Source organism: Indibacter alkaliphilus LW1, assembly GCF_000295935.2.
In the GTDB taxonomy this organism is placed as follows: domain Bacteria; phylum Bacteroidota; class Bacteroidia; order Cytophagales; family Cyclobacteriaceae; genus Indibacter; species Indibacter alkaliphilus.
Map to the genome: position 1 here is coordinate 169,924 of NZ_ALWO02000033.1, position 15,476 is coordinate 185,399.

The following is a 15,476-nucleotide window of genomic DNA, read 5'->3' on the forward strand; positions in this document are numbered from 1 at the left end:
GTCAATTGAGTTTATATTCTGAATGAATTAATTCCAATAAGCGGCCTGCATCAGACTTTAAGAATTCCGCCCGGAGGCTATTGCCTTTTGTCATTTTGGATAGATAGTGGATTTGAAAAGCAATCTCATTGATGACCCCAAAATCAGCTGTGATCAATTGAGGATTGGTGGTCGGCATGACAAATCTCATTTCTGAATCCATCGTAGCGTTCAATTCTGCGGAATGGAAGACCTTCCCTCCCATTTCCCGAAAGGTGGATTTGGTCCGGTTATCATTCTCATCCCATTCATTTAGTATTTTGACTTTTTTCTCATAATTAAGTAATTCATTGACGACGTTTCTTTTTCGAAGCAGCCGTAGGTTTCCTGCATTTTTGAGCTGCTGTATGGTACCATCCGAATAGAAAAATGCCTTTTCATTAAATACTTGTCTGGCCAAAAAATAAATCTGATTCCCCATTACACTCCGGTTGTCGGAAAGCATCATTTCTGCCAAAGAATCCATCAAAATGCTCTTTTCTTCCCGGAATTCGATGTATGCGCTTAGATTGGTCGTGTCTGTTTTTAAGTCTTCTATCAAAGAGAGGATGTATTCTTTTTCAATCTTTTTTGCAGTCAAAGACTCTCTGTAATTCTCCGCAAGAAATCCACAGAAGACTGCCAGAAAAAGCATAAAGAACTCCTTGAAATAGGATTTCCAGTTCTTCTTTTTCAGGGAGTTAATTACCTCTTTGTTGGAAAGGTCTTTCTCAGTTTCGGGGGCTTGATTCTCTTCCATAGCTTTAATTTTCCAATGTGACAAACAACTGCGAGTGGATCAGCCAAACCCCCGATGCTTTGGTCCATTGGGCCGAGTACTTTCCTCCCACTACTGCCTTATCTGACCCTTCTACATATCCTTTCCAGGTTCCCGTTTCCCAGGCCAACTTAGTTTGGGGATTGACCAACACTTCGTCAGGAGTGCGAATCCAATACATCTTCGGGCCTGTCGATTCTTGGATATACTTCATCAATTCCTTTTTTCCGGAAATCAGTGTTCCTGCACCGGTGGTGATCAAGGCATCTTCTGTGGAAAAGCTCGCATTCAACTCCTCATCAAAAGCACGAAGTGCCTGATTGGAAGCTTCTCTTTGGGATAGGATTTTAGAGATCTCCTCATTTTGACTAAAAGAAATTTCCGGAAGTAAAAGGAGCAAAACGATTATGGGAGTAACCAAAATTTTCATTTTCTTCTATTTTTTTTTTTGATTTGATCAAAATATCCAGATTTTCAGCGATTCTTCAATTTTATATAGACCTTTCCCAAAAAATAAAAAGCCGTTAAAACCGCAATCAAAGTCAGCATTCCCCTAATCTCAAATTCAGTCAAATTGGAAAGGAAAAAAAGGATGATCCCTGCTGAAAGTATAGGAACGGTATAACCAAAAGGAATTTTGAAACCCCCATTGTCCAAGTACTTCTTTCTTCGAAGACCTATCACCGAGAGCGAAACGCCAAAATAAAGCAATAGTGCCATGGCAGAGGAAATGACCGCTAAGGTTCTAAATCCCCCTACACAAGCGAGTATAAATCCTATTCCCGCATAAATCAAAATTGCCAAATAAGGGGTTTTGAATTGATGGTGGATGGAAGCCAACCTGCTGATAGGTATCATGTTATCCCTTGACAATCTAAATATCACTCTTGGTGTGTTCAGAACTGAACCACTGATCATCCCAAACATGGATATTCCGGCCCCGACAAAAAGCAGGGTATATCCCACAGGGCCAAAAACAAGTTGCGCTGCTTCTGCTAAAGGTGTTTCGGTAAAATTTGGCAGATCCTTGCCCAAAATCCCCTGAGAAACCAATTGGATCAGAATGTATAAGGATAATACACCCGAAATCCCTATAAAAATTGCTCTGGGAACTGTTTTTTGTGGATTTTTGATTTCGCCACCTATGGTCAATCCAACCTCCACGCCCATAAATCCAAAAAATAAAATCAGGGAAGCCTCCCCTAGATTTTGAATGGTCGGTTCGGTCTCCCAAGCTAAATTGGCCCATTGCACATCTTTCCATCCTATTACAATCAAAAGGATCAGGGGAATCAATTTGGCAACTGTAATGATTTTTACTAATCCAATTCCCTGTTTTACTCCGATAATATTAAGAACAGCCAATCCTGAAAAGAGAATAAACAAAAAAGTGACCCTCATTGCAGGTTGTTTAAAAATGGGAAAAACCAATCCGATGATTTCCACCAAGGCATTGGAAACCGCCGCATTCGCAAATATATTTCCAATTATACCAAAGATGGCAACCAAAAATCCAGGATACGGTCCAAATGCGGTCTCTACATAGGCATAAGCTCCTCCGGAATGGGTGACCTTACTTCCGGCTTCCGCAAAACAAAGCGTAACCAACCCGATAAGCAATCCGCAAAACAGGTAAGCCAAGACCCCTGAAGCCCCCATAGTTTCGGCGATGATCGCCGGTAATACAAAAATGCCGGCACCGATCATGATATTGACAATATTGGCCGAAAGTCCCCATACGCCGACTTCTCTTTTTAATCCTTCTTGGGTGGTTTGCATAAGGGGGTTGTAAAATGGGGATGGATGGATTTTTTGACCATGTTTAAGTTAAATACCAATGCAATTTGTTCTTGTAATCCTTGAAAAGGATCTTAGTTGATGAATGCATTTGAGGTTAAGATAAAAAAATCAATGGTTCGAGAACGTCGAGTTAGGACGAAGCATAGGATTTTCTTCCCCAATGAGGGGATTTATTTCCCGAAGGAAGGTTTGGGAGGAGAAGGGGATTCAATTTGATCCGAAGTATTTGTTTTGGTTGTGTTTTGGTAAATCAGGTTTTTTCAAATTCAACCACGTTGTGGTTGGGAAAACCAGGTATGCATATCCATTCTCAACCCCACATTGGCATGTGGGGCTAATCGAATTGATTCCCGTTAGGAATCACAACAAACCAATCAATTCAAAGGCTTTCTAACTTTTCCCCTACCATGGCAGGTTGGATCATAAGGAATTACCTAAAAATTGTCATCCACACCAGACAAACAACCAAAAAGTAATTGACTAACGGAAGGCAGGGTTGAATTTGATTAGCTATATACGAAATGTGTGGATCCAAAATTGACCTTCCTTTTTTATTCTATCAATCACAAAGTGATTGAATCTGATTATCCATACATCGCCATGTGTGGTCATGAAATCACGGAATGAATTTATCCTTTCAACCCTGCTGGGCCTGTCTTCCTACAGGTGGAGTTGAATTTGATTTACCGAACAAGATGACGTTAAGATCCAAAATTGAAGGTCCAATTCCATCTAACAACCACAAAGTGGTTGAATTCGATTAGCCACATATCATGATATGTGGTTGAAATAACCATATCCAATTATCCTTTCAACCCTAAAGGGGTTGAATTTGAAAGACCTTCCCAAAATTATCCGTTTATTTTTACTGACATCTGAATATCAATTTTTAAATTCACTCAAGAAGGATTTTAACCATACAATTTTTCACTATGAGCACCTACACGCAACTCCTCTACCACATCGTATTTTCAACTCATCAACGTAAACCAACTCTTTCAGAAAATGGACGGTCTGAATTGTTCGCATTCATCTTGGGTCTTCTCAAAAACAAAAACTGTCATCTCTATCGGATCAATGGGATGGAAGACCACATTCATATTTTCACACATATTCACCCCGCCATTCCGGTTTCATCATTGATCAAGAATATCAAACTGGCCAGTTCAGATATGATAAAGAGGAATAGGTTATTTGATCATTTTGAAGGCTGGCAAAAAGGGTACGGCGCATTCTCTGTCAATTATTCTTCAAAAAACAATCTGATCGAATACATCAAAAACCAACAGGAACATCATCAAAAAATTAATTTTATCACGGAATATAAAAGGGTTTTGGAAGAGAACGGGATTGAGTTTGATGAGAAATATTTGTTTTGATAACATGTTGATCAGGCCGTTTTTTGAAATTCAACTCCTTCAGAGTTGAGAAGATCATGAACAGGTTATCATTATTTACCCCACATTGGTATGTGGGGCTAATCGAATTGATTCCCCTTGGGAATCAAGATGAGCCAATTATTTTAAAAGTGTTATCTTGATTTCCCCGTCACGTCTGCAAATTATTTAGGATTCATGGATAAGAAATTTACAACCACAAAGTGGTTAAATATGATTAGCCACACAAGAATTGTGTGGATCTAAGATTAATGGGATATTTCGATCCATCAACTACAAAGTAGTTGAATGTAATTAGCCACACATCGCCAGGTGTGATCTAATATTAAAATCCCTATCCTTTCATGTTGATGGCATCTTTCCAAATTTTTATCAAAGCCGAAGTCTCCTCTTTTATTTCTTTCGGCATGATAATACAATCTTTATGGATTCAATTTTAAATCCTGTGCTGCTACTATCTGCCACTTTTTATCTCTGTATATCCAGGTATCTGTCCAGATATTGGTTGTGCTGGTAGAGTCGGCTTTTTTTGTCCAGGTCTCATTACCCTGTGCCACAGCAGCCTCTCCGTAAAATCTTATGGTAACATTGAAAACCTTGGGTTTGTAAGATTGATTGGCTTTCATTTTAGACTCACGAATCAAGGTTTGTTTGTCATAAAGATCACCCCTTAAACTTACCCCTACGAAGTCATCTGCTACAATCTTATCAATTACTAAAGAATCGCCCTCATTTATCGCTTCTGCCCATTCTTGTGCAGATTTTAAAATATAGGCGTTGGCTGCTTCATAATCTATTTTCTCAGAACAGGAGAAAAGCGTTAAACCTGTTAGAATTATTAGAAAATTTGATTTTATTTTCATAGTTATGGTTTGCTATTTAATAATAAGATGATGACTGGCTTTTGCTGTCGTTCTTTATCCAATTCTGGGGTTCGTATTCTTGTCTCATATTTCATGATTTATCAAGGGTATTTGTGCAATCCGGCAGGTATTGGATTTACTATATAATCCCTCTAAAAATCTAAATATTTCCACATAAGCAGTGGCTAATTCTTCCTCTGTAGGACTATGCTTTCCGTTAGGGATAAACATCCTGGTATCTTTCTCCTTCCTCATGAGGGAAACAAACTGCTCAAAAGTTGCTGGCGGAATCTGGTCATCCAGGCCTCCATGCCAAAGAAAAATAGGAGGGTCATTGGCATCAAAGTAGCTAACTGGTGCATAAACAGATAATACCTCATTGCTGGTATAGCCTTCTGAGGGGAAGAGCGCTTTACCGGCATTACTAAATAGCTCGTATTCGTGATCTATGAATATTTTTTCTATAACATCTAAGCCATCTACAGGACCGGAGAAGTTTATGATACCCTTAATGCTTATTTTCGTATTCAATTTATCCGGAAAGGATGGGTTGTTTTGTCCTAAACCTACATTCGTGGCAATTTGCGCCCCCGCAGAAAAGCCGGTCACAATCACCTTGTCCAGATTCAAACTATAGTCAGCATTGTTGGCTTTGAGAAAATTCAGGGCATTGGTCAAGTCACTTGTGGCCAATGGAATTCCTCTTTTTAAGCGATAATTCATGTTGACTACATTCAGGCCTTTCCTCAGGTAAGGTTCTATGTACCTTTCTTCCTGACTTTTGTCGCTCAAATAATAAGCTCCTCCATGAAGGAAGACAATAGTGTAATTCCGTTTACCAAAGGATGTAGCATTTTGAGAAAGGTAAACGTCCATCACCTGTTCTGCATCTGAACCGTAGGAGACATCTTTCAATACTTTGTAAACTGTTTCCATTTCAGTGGCCGACAGGTCTGCTATGGATGTCAATTTTTTGGAGCAGGAGGAGAGAATTATTGAAAATATAAGGATCAGGTATGATGTGGTTATTTTCATGGCAGTAATGGTTCTTTGCTCTAAATATATTTTTGAAGTTTTTCGAAGTAAATACCACGTTATTTTTTTATTCTTCCATACTTTTTTAAGATGTCTACTACTTCATTCTCAGGAAGTTCATAGACTGTAGTATTGTTTTTCCCAACCATGGTCTCAGCAGCGACAAGTGCATTTAAAATAGATTCTTCGGTAGCCTGAGCAACTGCTTCGAAAAGAGGAGATATTTTGTCATTGGGAAGCATATTAACTTGCTGATTATTTACCCGGTGGGCAGCACCTTCGTTGGCGGTAGAAAAAGCGATGAAAATATCACCCGAGTCATTTCCTCCATATCCGCCCAGCCTACTGATTCCAATAGGGACTCTCCTGGTAAGCCTTTTCAGTTGATGGGGAAGTAAGGGTGCATCTGTGGCCACTATTACAATGATGGACCCTCTTTCTTCTAGGCGTTTTAATGGATCACATTGGATTTGCCGATCGGAAATTTCCTTGCCTAATGGGACCCCCGCGATGGTCAGCGTCTTACGTGTTCCATAATTGGCTTGCACGATGACCCCTAATGTATACATGGTATTATTAATCACTACTTCCCGTGAGGATGTGCCAATTCCACCTTTAAACTCATGGCAAATCATTCCTGTACCCCCACCGACATTTCCTTCTTCTACGGGGCCAGCCTGTGCATTATCCAATGCTGAAAAAACATGTTCTTTTTTGACGTGAAAACCATTGATGTCATTCAAGTCTCCATCATAAGTTTCAGCAACTACAGGCAAAGACCAAAATATATCGAGTTCGTCAGGAAGTGGGTCAAAGTGCTTATTCTTAAATTGCCATTCCACCACGGCATCACGTACCACGCCGACACTGTGGGTGTTGGTAATGGCAATCGGTCCTTCGAGAAAGCCTGATTCTTCCACCCATGTGGTTCCTGTCATTTCTCCATTTCCATTGAGACTATACCAGCCTGCAAAAACCGGATCGTAAGTTTTACCTCTTGGGAAAATTGCCGTTACTCCCGTCCGGACGGGACCTTCTCCCACGACCAATTCTCCTTCTCCTGATATCAGCGTGGTATGCCCAACTTCAATGCCCTTGACATCGGTGATGGCATTCAATTCACCTGTTTTTCCTTCAAGAGGTATCCCCAAATCTCTTGCTCGGGGTTTCTGGCCAAAGGATGGATAACAAATTAAGATTAAGAGGAAAATTAAAAATAATCGGTTCATATATTTCATTTTAAATTTTAGTCGTTTCTATTTGGTTTATTTATAGAAAATTAAACTTATCCAAACCGATTAAAGGTGAACTCCTTACTTGTCGGCCATAAACTCTGTGACCACCCGACTTCTTTCAGTTTCCATTTCACAAGTCCAACTGTCAATCCACCACCTCTCATTTTCATAATGGAGCTGAATGCTATTCAATCCACGTACAGGGGATTCAATTTTGGGATCATTTCGGATCTCAAAAGCACTCCAAACCTGTGCTATATTTCCAAACTGGCTTACTGTTCTTTTCAGTTCTATCTCATAAAAATCTTGCTTTGGGGATAAAGCAAGCGGGATATATTCCGCCTCCAAAGCATGCGATTCCGCTTTTCCATTTTCATCTAATCTGGTAATTATGGCATTTTGGGAGTGGATATAGCGGTCTCGTTCAAATTGCCAAGGGTCTTCACTTGATCCTGAAACCACTTCATAGTAAGCAGTAATAATGGCATCGATGGATTGTACATCTTGAGCGTATCTGTCTTTTGGACTTTGAGCGAAAACAAGAGGGCCAGTTAACAATAGGATTGGGAGTATTATGTTTTTTATCATCATCCAGATTTTGTCTTTATATAAATGTTATGAGTTGCAATTATCCTTTAATTTTATTTGCTACTTCCCGTCCAAATCCATGTAATCTACGACCAAATTGACCATGGCAGCAGTTTATTTCTTATTCAGCAAATAAATTGCATCTGCAAATTTTTCTCCTAAATAGGAAACTCTAATTGAATCTCTTTCAGCTTGCTGACAAATGCCGATAAACGGAAGAAGAAATGCGATTAATGTGAATGCTGTTCGGTTCATAATTTTTTTGGTTAGCAACTGTTATTTTATGTCTTCAACATCGTTAAAAATATCCCATACAGACTCCCATTTACCATTTGGTTGTTTCTTACTCAATATTATCCATTTGTAAGTTCCGCTCGCCCCTTCTGAATCTCTTGTTTCAAAGCCAGAACCTCTAATTACAGCCCAATCGTCAAGAACAATTACTTCCTTTACAGTTTCGGTCATTTCTATTCGAGTCGAATCATTCCTCTGATTAAACATTTCTTCGTAACGATCTTTAATCGCGGCTCTTCCGTGATATGATGGTTGGTCTGGAACCATAAATACAGCATTTTCCGAGTATGTGTTGGCACACCCTTCAGCGTCTCCATTGATCCAGGCGGTTACAAATTCGTTCGTTACCTCTTGAATCATTTCAAAGTCAGAACCGCTTGTTATTATTTCATTTTTGGATTGATCAGTAGATTTGTTGTAGCATGTACCTCCTATGAAGCCTATGATAAGCAAGCCAATAGATGCAAGAATTTTAAAGATTGGTTTATTCATAATTGGTTGGTTTTAATAATTGATGCTAACAATTGACTAATGGCTTAAAAGTTTTCATCATACCTTTTTATGCTTTCGCAATTTTTCGTTTTCTCTTCCTTCCGATAATTATTTGACTAAAACATCGATGCTCCGAAAACCTGTAAACTTAATTACTCAAACTAATTAAGTACTTATCTATAAATTTAGAAACCGATCAAGGACTAAGCCCTTTTTATTTTTTTCCTGAGAGTTGATTTTTCAAACTTAATGCATCAGGAAAACCCCATTGCTCTGCTATTTTACCATCCGCTATTCTGTATATGGAAGTTTCATAGATGGTTACTTTAATACCGGTAGAGTCAAGTCCTTCGAATGCACCCTGATGAGTGCCTGTCGATTTATATCGTGTTACCACTTTGTCGCCTTCACTTACCATATCGACTATTTCTTCATTCCAGTCCGGAAATATTTTTCTATGACTTGAAATGGAATATTTTGCTCCTTCAATTCCTTTCCACTCAATCCCGTTTATAAAGTGGCAGACGAAATCGAATGCCAATATTTTATCCAATTCGGCTATTTTTCCGTCGGTCCAAATCCGGTGATAATGCCTTACCACATCGCGATTAGCGTCCAGGTCTATTTCTTGTTTATATGAACTACAACTGTTTATAAACATACAGGCGGTAAGCATCAGGACTGCACAGCGTGATTTTTTCATTTGAAAATATTTCAATTCCATGCCCATAAAATATTGATGATCTTCCATTCCCCGTTGATTTTTCCAAGATGTATATAGTCAAAAAAGGCAAACCGGAATAAATGATTGAATGGTGTAGTCTTTCTCATAAGCTGAAGGTTAGGGATAAAACATGGGCATACCTGTCTATGGTAAGATAGGAAAATCAATGGTGGCAAAGCTTTAACTTAGGACGAAACGCACCTTTTTCTTCCCCAATGAACAGGATTACTTTCCCGAAAGAGTTTTTTGTAATAAGCTTTGAAAAAAATCAAAAAAAAGGCGACTTCAATTTTTTGCTTTTGGCTTTGAATCCAGCTAATTGATTTTTTCATAATTATTTTTCTTTGATTCATTTATTGTAAAAGTGATTATCAATCGGTTGAGTAAACACCTATTTTAAATAAGTATCCAGCCATCCTAATATGTACTTTTGTATTTCCTTTTGTCTTAAAGGATCAGCCGGATAATGACCTGAAACAGGAAATGCCATAAATTTTGTTTCTGTACCAATGTCTTGAAGCACTCTAAAATATTTATAAGATTGCGATATAGGCACGCGTTCATCTTCAGTATTGGATAGGATAAGCGTAGGTATTTTTACATTTTCAGCATAAGTAATCGGTGAGTTTTTTATCCAGTTTTCCTTCACTTTTTTATCTGTAAATGGGGATTTTCCATTGCCAACCTCATAGTGATAAATAGCTCCCACATCACTTTGTGTATACTGCTCAAACCAATCTGTTACTGCCGCACCTGCAACGGCACATTTCCAGCCTTGGTAGTTTCCAATAAGCCAGGTAGTCATAAAGCCACCGTAAGACCAGCCTGTAACTGCCATGTTATTGCCGTCTATATAAGGTCTTTTCTTTAATTCTTTAATGCCCTGCATCACATCTCTTCCTGGCCCTTCACCCATATCACCATTTATGGCTTCCGAGAAGCCATAGCCCATATTATCGCTTCCTCTATAATTAGGTTGAAAAACAATATAGCCTTGGGCTGCCTTTAATTGTGCAGAAACATTAAATGTCTCCTTCGATGCAGATCTTGGTCCACCGTGGGGTTCAACTACCAATGGGTATTTTTTCTTTGGGTCAAAGTCTGGAGGAAAAGTAAGAATACCGTTAGGTGTAAATTGGTCCGATTTCCATGAAACTGTTTCCTGTTTTCCAAAAGTAAATGCATCCATTTCTTTATTAAAATGGGTCAATTTTTGAGGAGCTGCATCTGGGTTGGAAAGATAATAGAGTTCGTTAGGCGATTGCGAGGTGCTTGCTATTAAGGCGATTGCGTTATTTTTACCCACCGAAAATTGATACCCATACGCCCCATTGATACACAAATTACCTAAACTTATTTTTTTTGCCATACCGTTTAGTGGTTGCATCCAAAGCGAAACCGTATTATAATCATTGGCCGCTACAAACAATGCTTTGCTATCGCTACTCCATTCAGCATTAAAAAAACAGCGGTCTATTGCAGCGGTTAAATTCTTCTCTTCACTGCTATTGAGCGACTTATAAAGTATATCTGAGCCATATCCTACGTTCTTTAGGTTAAACTGATAGGAGATAGAGTTGCCATCTGGTGAAAAAATAGGTTTACCTTCAAGGTGAATGGCATCTTTTTGTACCGTTTTTGTTGTAATTCTGTTTATTTTTTTAGTTGATATATCAACGGTGTTAATAGTAGAAATAAGATCTCCAGAATAGGGTGTTTCAAAGCGCTTAAATGCTATTTTTTCGCCATCGGGTGACCAAGATATTTCTGACATTAAAAACCCAGTAAATAGAGACCATGTACCAGAGGTTAACCGTTCTGCTTTGCCGCCATCTGTTGCTATAAGCCACAAATGTGTGGAACTAGGCTTGGCTTTCACAAACATGCTATGCTTGTTTACCTCAAATGCATCGTAGCCTTTTTCTATTTCTTTTTATTGGCCACCTCATCAAATTGCGAAAAGGCGATCATTTTTCCATCTGGTCGCCAGCTAAACACAAGCACACCAGTGGGCGAGTTTGTAATTTGTTTGGCTTCTCCACCAGCCATGGTAAGCACAAATATTTGTGATTTTTTTTCAGCATCAGCAGCAATAAAGGCCATTTGAGTTCCTGATGGTGACCATTTTGGCGAACTAACCGAAACCCTATCAAAGGTGAGTTGTTGACTGCTTTGTGTAGCAATATCCACTTGATGTATAGAAGATTTGAATTTATTTGTAAGCGTATCTGGTTTTGCCACCACTACCAAAATTGATTTTCCATCGGGTGCGATTTGCGGATCTGATAGGGTATACAATTTATCCATATCGTTTAATTCAAAACGCTTTTGGGCTGAAACCGTAATGGAAAAAAAGGATATGAATGCGATAAAGAGTATGCTAGTTAGTTTTGTTTTCATGATTGTTGTATTCTTTTTAGTATCCAATTACAAAATCCCTTGTAATTTTTTCAATTGAAGCAGTTCCGGCAAGTTGCATATTACGGACCAACTCCCCCTTGAGAATGTCCAAGGCGATTTAAACGCCCTCTTGACCAAAGTCCCCAACAATATGGCCTTCCTATACAGACCGCATCGGCTCCAAGAGCCAAAGCTTTGAATATATCGGTTCCTCTTCTGATACCTCCGTCAATCAAAACCGGAATCTTGCCATCAATCTCTTCCACGATTTCAGGAAGACATAAGGTTAAGGTTTACTTTTTTCATATTAACTCTACCTTGTCAAGTTATGGAATCCTGATTTAAAAATTTTCAATAATAATTATTTTCTGACATTGGCTAAGTGTCCCTTTAGGGACTATATATGGGTAGTAAGAGTTTAATTTTAATAGGGTTCCGTGCCTTTAGGTACGGGATATATGTTGTACCTAAAGGCACAAATCCCGTTTGATTGATCATTTGTTTTTACCCATATTAGGTCCCTAAAGGGACATTTTCTTCATTCAGTAGCATTATTGAATAGAAATGTGAATTGTCGAACCGCTCTTTAAATTTGACAAAGTTGAGTAAAGTCGTTTTTATAAATATTAAATTTCAATCTCCCTTTACCCCCTACTGAATTTTCCTCCAGGGAGCCTGGTTTTGATGTACTTGAATTGCCCGTTGTGGTTGGACTCATGTTCGCAGACATGAAACCATTTGCAGTACTTAGGAGGAATAGTTATTCAAAGGAATACTGACAGGCTTAAATGCTATTCCCAAGTCCTTTGTTGCCAACGCAGAGCTGTAAACAATTTCAGGCTTGCCTATTGGAGGTTGATTGTTGAGCATCAATGTCACATCCGATACCCTGTAACTTTCCCCTGATAAGAGATAGTTTTTCCCATGGATGTTTTTGGTGGTAGCGGCTTTGAAAATCGCTTCGGCAACATCTTCTACATCTACCAAAGCCCATAATACATCCACATCATAGATCATTTGAATGAAGGGATTGGGAGCAATTTTATTTTTAAACAGAAACTGTATCCCCGTCGAAGTAGAATCTTTTCTGTTTGATAATGATTTGCCCATTACACCCGTCGGTGAAACAGAAGTAATTTCAAAACTTAAATCAGGGTGGTCGGCAATGAATTTATCAACGGCCTGATTGGCGATAAACTTTGCCTGGGCATAAGGAATGCCTTCTTCGCTCATAAATGGCGCATCTTCTTCGGTGATTTGCTCGCCTTCAGTTTTTCCTGCAGGTAAAAATGGAAAGCTTGTGTTGTATGCTGCCACAGATGCAATGAAAACGACTTTTTCAATCCTGGTAGTCTTGAGAACTGCTTCAAGGAAGTTTTCTGTTCCCTTAATGGTCGGGTCAAACAGTTCTTTCTGAAGGTCTTTCACATCCAATTGAAAGGGAGTTCCTCCGTGAATCACAATGTCACAGTCTTTCAGAAAATCCATAAGCTCCTGTTTGTTTTCCACATCCAATTGAGCGATTTCAAGGTTCTCAGCATTCTTGAGGCTGAGCAAATGTTCATACTTTTCTTTTTTGGAAAGGTCTGTGGTAGATACTTTTACCTTGTATCCTTCATTTAAGAACTTTTGGGTATTATAGCTTCCTATAAAGCCGGAGCCTCCGATAATGCCTACAGTGTTCATTTTTATTTTGTTTATAATATGTAGCCATAATTTACATTTTGGATTTTTACATTGAATCCCATCAAGGACGAACAGGCTTAAAAAATGTCCGAATGATATAATTAACTTCCCGAGTGTTTTTTGGAAAAATGATGGAGTTGCTTTTTATGTGAAAAAATTCTGATTTTAAATGCTAATGAAAAATCAGTTAAGCAATATTTGTTTTCTTAAAAAGCAAAGAAACTACTGTTCCATTATTGTTTTCGTAAGTCAATTTTCCACCCAATTGCCTCGTTAAGAGATCGACAAGCTGGGTGCCAAACCCAGTCCCTTTGGAGGGTTGATTGTCCGCTTTCCCAATACCATCATCCCTGATGATCAGCTGAAGATCAACTTCATCTTCCTCTTCGTTGGAGATAGGGCTTAAACTGATTTTGATCGTTCCTGAATCTTTTCCCTCAAAAGCATACTTTAGAGAGTTTGTCAATAGCTCATTTGTAATCAGACCAATAGAAATTGCTGTGTCTACATCAAGAATTAATTTCGCCATGTTACACTCCACTTTGATTTTACCACTGGCATTGAAAGAGTCTAAGATGTTTTCACTCAAATTGATAAAATAATCACGCATTTCAATCGAAGAAAGGTGCTCTCCCTGATAGAGTTTTTGGTGAATGATCCCCATGGAGTGAACTCTGTTTTGGCTGGAAATCATGGCCTCTTGTACCGATGGATCATTTATCTGAGAGGACTGTAGTTGCAATAAGCTTGACACGACTTCCATATTGTTTTTCACTCGATGATGAATCTCCCTCAATAGCAATTCATTTTCTGCATTACGCTTGTCAAGCAATGTATTTTTTTGAGCTAATTCTCCATTCAGTACTTCTAATTTTTGATTGCTCCTTTGTTTTAGCCTATAATTTCTATATAAAAGCCCGAGCAATAGTGTACCTATAAAAAGAGCAACAATATAAATGGTTTGTTCTTGTTGTTGGGCGATCAGCTCTTTGTCCTGTTGGAGAAGATTCACCTGTAATTCACTTTCGCGAAGGCTTCTTTCGTTTCTTTCTACTTCGATAATATTGTTAGCTTCAGAATACTCAATGTAGTGTTCAAGTGCTTTTTTGTAGTCGCCCATTTGTTCATAAACGCTATATAATTTCATGATAAAATAGGCCGTATTTGATTTTGTGTCGATTGCAATAGAGGAATTCTTAGCTTTTTGATAATAGGCAATTGCATCATCATATTTGCCTTCTTCTTTAGCAATGTCGCCCAAACGGGAATGTGAAAATTGATAAGTATCAATAGTAGTCAAGTTATAGTCCTCCAAAAGTTTTATGTTTTCAATCAGGTAGGGTTTTGCTTCTAAAAATTTGCCCTTATCAATTAAGTTATTTCCTATGGAGTAATAGTACCAAGCATGATGAAAGGGATTGGTCAGCTCAGGTAGGAGCTCTTGAAATCGATCCATATAAAAGTCAGTAGAATCTGGATTTGAATTTCCAAAATGATAAGTCAAAAGTTTATAGGCAACTACTAAGGCTTCTCTTTTTTCCGGGTAATCTGAATGCAGATAACCATTCATACTCTCCTTGAGATATTGAATTCCTATTTCTTCTTCTTCAGGCAATCCATATTGATAATAGAATCTTCCTTTATTATTCAAAACCTTGAGCTGAATTTCAGGTCGGGGATCATCTTTAAGCAAATTCATGGCTTTTTCAAATAGCTCAAGCCCAGGTTTTGGTTCACCTCTGATAATTTTGATCAAAGCCCAATTGATCAACAAATCATAACCTAACACTTTATCTTTTTGGTCGTCAGGGATTTTTTCATAGTAGGACCAGCCAATCGGTGCGAGCGAATCTACAACTATAAAATTATGCGATCGATTGGCTCTATCAGTGATGTCACGGTACAATTCTGCCAAAATCTTGTATTGAAGGGGTTCACTATTTTGAAGTAAAGCTGTTGCTTTATCAAAATAATAAACTGTGCTATCTCGATCAAAATGGGGCATTTCTCTAAAATATAATCCCTTTTCTTGGTAGCTTTTGCTCAAAGCAACAACCTGCTCAGTAGAGAGACTTTGAGCAGTGGTTTTGGTTATTAAGAGAAAAAGAATGAAAAATAAAGGGGTTTTCATTTGAGTTTGTTGATTGCGTGGGTGAAACTCATTAT

Annotated in this window: 16 protein-coding genes; 1 reads left to right on the forward strand and 15 read right to left on the reverse strand. The window is 38.4% G+C overall.

Annotated features, from left to right (window positions below; all coding sequences use genetic code 11):
• Position 1 precedes the first annotated feature (1 nt).
• From A33Q_RS10800 to A33Q_RS10810, 3 genes are read right to left on the reverse strand one after another with little or no spacing between them, the layout of a single operon-like run.
• Positions 2-778: a hypothetical protein gene (locus A33Q_RS10800; RefSeq protein ID WP_009033982.1), complete on the reverse strand. Its 777-nt coding sequence runs from the start codon at positions 776-778 to the stop codon at positions 2-4.
• A 4-nt stretch (positions 779-782) separates the two neighbouring features.
• The gene (locus tag A33Q_RS10805; protein ID WP_009033983.1) at positions 783-1,226 is read right to left on the reverse strand and encodes a DUF4440 domain-containing protein; all 444 of its coding nucleotides are present in this window, start codon (positions 1,224-1,226) and stop codon (positions 783-785) included.
• Between the two features lie 44 nt (positions 1,227-1,270).
• Positions 1,271-2,575: an APC family permease gene (locus tag A33Q_RS10810; protein WP_009033984.1), complete on the reverse strand. Its 1,305-nt coding sequence runs from the start codon at positions 2,573-2,575 to the stop codon at positions 1,271-1,273.
• Between the two features lie 953 nt (positions 2,576-3,528).
• Here A33Q_RS10810 and tnpA point away from each other — a divergent pair.
• The gene (gene tnpA, locus A33Q_RS10820; protein ID WP_040490359.1) at positions 3,529-3,975 is read left to right on the forward strand and encodes an IS200/IS605 family transposase; all 447 of its coding nucleotides are present in this window, start codon (positions 3,529-3,531) and stop codon (positions 3,973-3,975) included.
• Positions 3,976-4,415: 440 nt separating this feature from the next.
• Here the strand turns inward: tnpA and A33Q_RS10825 are convergent, their stop codons facing one another.
• The 12 genes from A33Q_RS10825 to A33Q_RS10875 all read right to left on the reverse strand — a co-directional run bounded on the left by A33Q_RS10825 (position 4,416) and on the right by A33Q_RS10875 (position 15,441).
• A complete protein-coding gene (locus A33Q_RS10825; RefSeq protein WP_009033987.1) occupies positions 4,416-4,856 on the reverse strand; it encodes a nuclear transport factor 2 family protein in 441 nt (146 codons plus the stop codon).
• An 84-nt stretch (positions 4,857-4,940) separates the two neighbouring features.
• Positions 4,941-5,891 carry an alpha/beta hydrolase gene (locus A33Q_RS10830; RefSeq protein ID WP_009033988.1) on the reverse strand — a complete coding sequence of 317 codons (951 nt, stop codon included), beginning with the start codon at positions 5,889-5,891 and terminating at the stop codon, positions 4,941-4,943.
• Positions 5,892-5,950: 59 nt separating this feature from the next.
• Complete coding sequence (locus A33Q_RS10835; protein ID WP_040490384.1) at positions 5,951-7,120, reverse strand: DmpA family aminopeptidase; 1,170 nt, start codon at positions 7,118-7,120, stop codon at positions 5,951-5,953.
• A gap of 84 nt (positions 7,121-7,204) precedes the next feature.
• Entirely contained in the window at positions 7,205-7,717 is a 513-nt protein-coding gene (locus A33Q_RS10840; RefSeq protein ID WP_009033990.1) for a hypothetical protein, read from the reverse strand.
• 111 nt (positions 7,718-7,828) lie between these two features.
• Entirely contained in the window at positions 7,829-7,969 is a 141-nt protein-coding gene (locus A33Q_RS22185) for a hypothetical protein (RefSeq protein ID WP_016255099.1), read from the reverse strand.
• Between the two features lie 21 nt (positions 7,970-7,990).
• Positions 7,991-8,500, reverse strand: a complete 510-nt coding sequence (locus A33Q_RS10845; protein ID WP_009033991.1) for a YybH family protein — start codon at positions 8,498-8,500, stop codon at positions 7,991-7,993.
• A gap of 214 nt (positions 8,501-8,714) precedes the next feature.
• Positions 8,715-9,251, reverse strand: a complete 537-nt coding sequence (locus A33Q_RS21555; RefSeq protein ID WP_009033992.1) for an ester cyclase — start codon at positions 9,249-9,251, stop codon at positions 8,715-8,717.
• A gap of 364 nt (positions 9,252-9,615) precedes the next feature.
• Complete coding sequence (locus A33Q_RS10855) at positions 9,616-11,109, reverse strand: S9 family peptidase (protein WP_009033993.1); 1,494 nt, start codon at positions 11,107-11,109, stop codon at positions 9,616-9,618.
• Between the two features lie 38 nt (positions 11,110-11,147).
• Positions 11,148-11,624 (reverse strand): TolB family protein, encoded by a 477-nt coding sequence (locus tag A33Q_RS10860; RefSeq protein ID WP_152527402.1) that lies wholly within the window; start codon positions 11,622-11,624, stop codon positions 11,148-11,150.
• 80 nt (positions 11,625-11,704) lie between these two features.
• The gene (locus A33Q_RS10865) at positions 11,705-11,893 is read right to left on the reverse strand and encodes an alpha-hydroxy-acid oxidizing protein (RefSeq protein ID WP_152527403.1); all 189 of its coding nucleotides are present in this window, start codon (positions 11,891-11,893) and stop codon (positions 11,705-11,707) included.
• A 478-nt stretch (positions 11,894-12,371) separates the two neighbouring features.
• On the reverse strand, positions 12,372-13,310 hold the full coding sequence (locus A33Q_RS10870) for an NAD-dependent epimerase/dehydratase family protein (protein ID WP_009033996.1): 939 nt from the start codon (positions 13,308-13,310) through the stop codon (positions 12,372-12,374).
• A gap of 187 nt (positions 13,311-13,497) precedes the next feature.
• Positions 13,498-15,441, reverse strand: a complete 1,944-nt coding sequence (locus A33Q_RS10875; protein WP_009033997.1) for a tetratricopeptide repeat-containing sensor histidine kinase — start codon at positions 15,439-15,441, stop codon at positions 13,498-13,500.
• Positions 15,442-15,476 lie beyond the last annotated feature (35 nt).

Coding starts and splice junctions, on each gene's coding strand:
- A33Q_RS10860 (WP_152527402.1), bottom strand. CDS start 11,624: ATGAAAACAAAACTAACTAGCATACTCTTTATCGCATTCATATCCTTT.
- A33Q_RS10845 (WP_009033991.1), bottom strand. CDS start 8,500: ATGAATAAACCAATCTTTAAAATTCTTGCATCTATTGGCTTGCTTATC.
- A33Q_RS10825 (WP_009033987.1), bottom strand. CDS start 4,856: ATGAAAATAAAATCAAATTTTCTAATAATTCTAACAGGTTTAACGCTT.
- A33Q_RS10805 (WP_009033983.1), bottom strand. CDS start 1,226: ATGAAAATTTTGGTTACTCCCATAATCGTTTTGCTCCTTTTACTTCCG.
- A33Q_RS22185 (WP_016255099.1), bottom strand. CDS start 7,969: ATGAACCGAACAGCATTCACATTAATCGCATTTCTTCTTCCGTTTATC.
- tnpA (WP_040490359.1), top strand. CDS start 3,529: ATGAGCACCTACACGCAACTCCTCTACCACATCGTATTTTCAACTCAT.
- A33Q_RS10810 (WP_009033984.1), bottom strand. CDS start 2,575: ATGCAAACCACCCAAGAAGGATTAAAAAGAGAAGTCGGCGTATGGGGA.
- A33Q_RS10840 (WP_009033990.1), bottom strand. CDS start 7,717: ATGATGATAAAAAACATAATACTCCCAATCCTATTGTTAACTGGCCCT.
- A33Q_RS10830 (WP_009033988.1), bottom strand. CDS start 5,891: ATGAAAATAACCACATCATACCTGATCCTTATATTTTCAATAATTCTC.
- A33Q_RS10875 (WP_009033997.1), bottom strand. CDS start 15,441: ATGAAAACCCCTTTATTTTTCATTCTTTTTCTCTTAATAACCAAAACC.
- A33Q_RS21555 (WP_009033992.1), bottom strand. CDS start 9,251: ATGGAAGATCATCAATATTTTATGGGCATGGAATTGAAATATTTTCAA.
- A33Q_RS10855 (WP_009033993.1), bottom strand. CDS start 11,109: ATGTTTGTGAAAGCCAAGCCTAGTTCCACACATTTGTGGCTTATAGCA.
- A33Q_RS10800 (WP_009033982.1), bottom strand. CDS start 778: ATGGAAGAGAATCAAGCCCCCGAAACTGAGAAAGACCTTTCCAACAAA.
- A33Q_RS10835 (WP_040490384.1), bottom strand. CDS start 7,120: ATGAACCGATTATTTTTAATTTTCCTCTTAATCTTAATTTGTTATCCA.
- A33Q_RS10870 (WP_009033996.1), bottom strand. CDS start 13,310: ATGAACACTGTAGGCATTATCGGAGGCTCCGGCTTTATAGGAAGCTAT.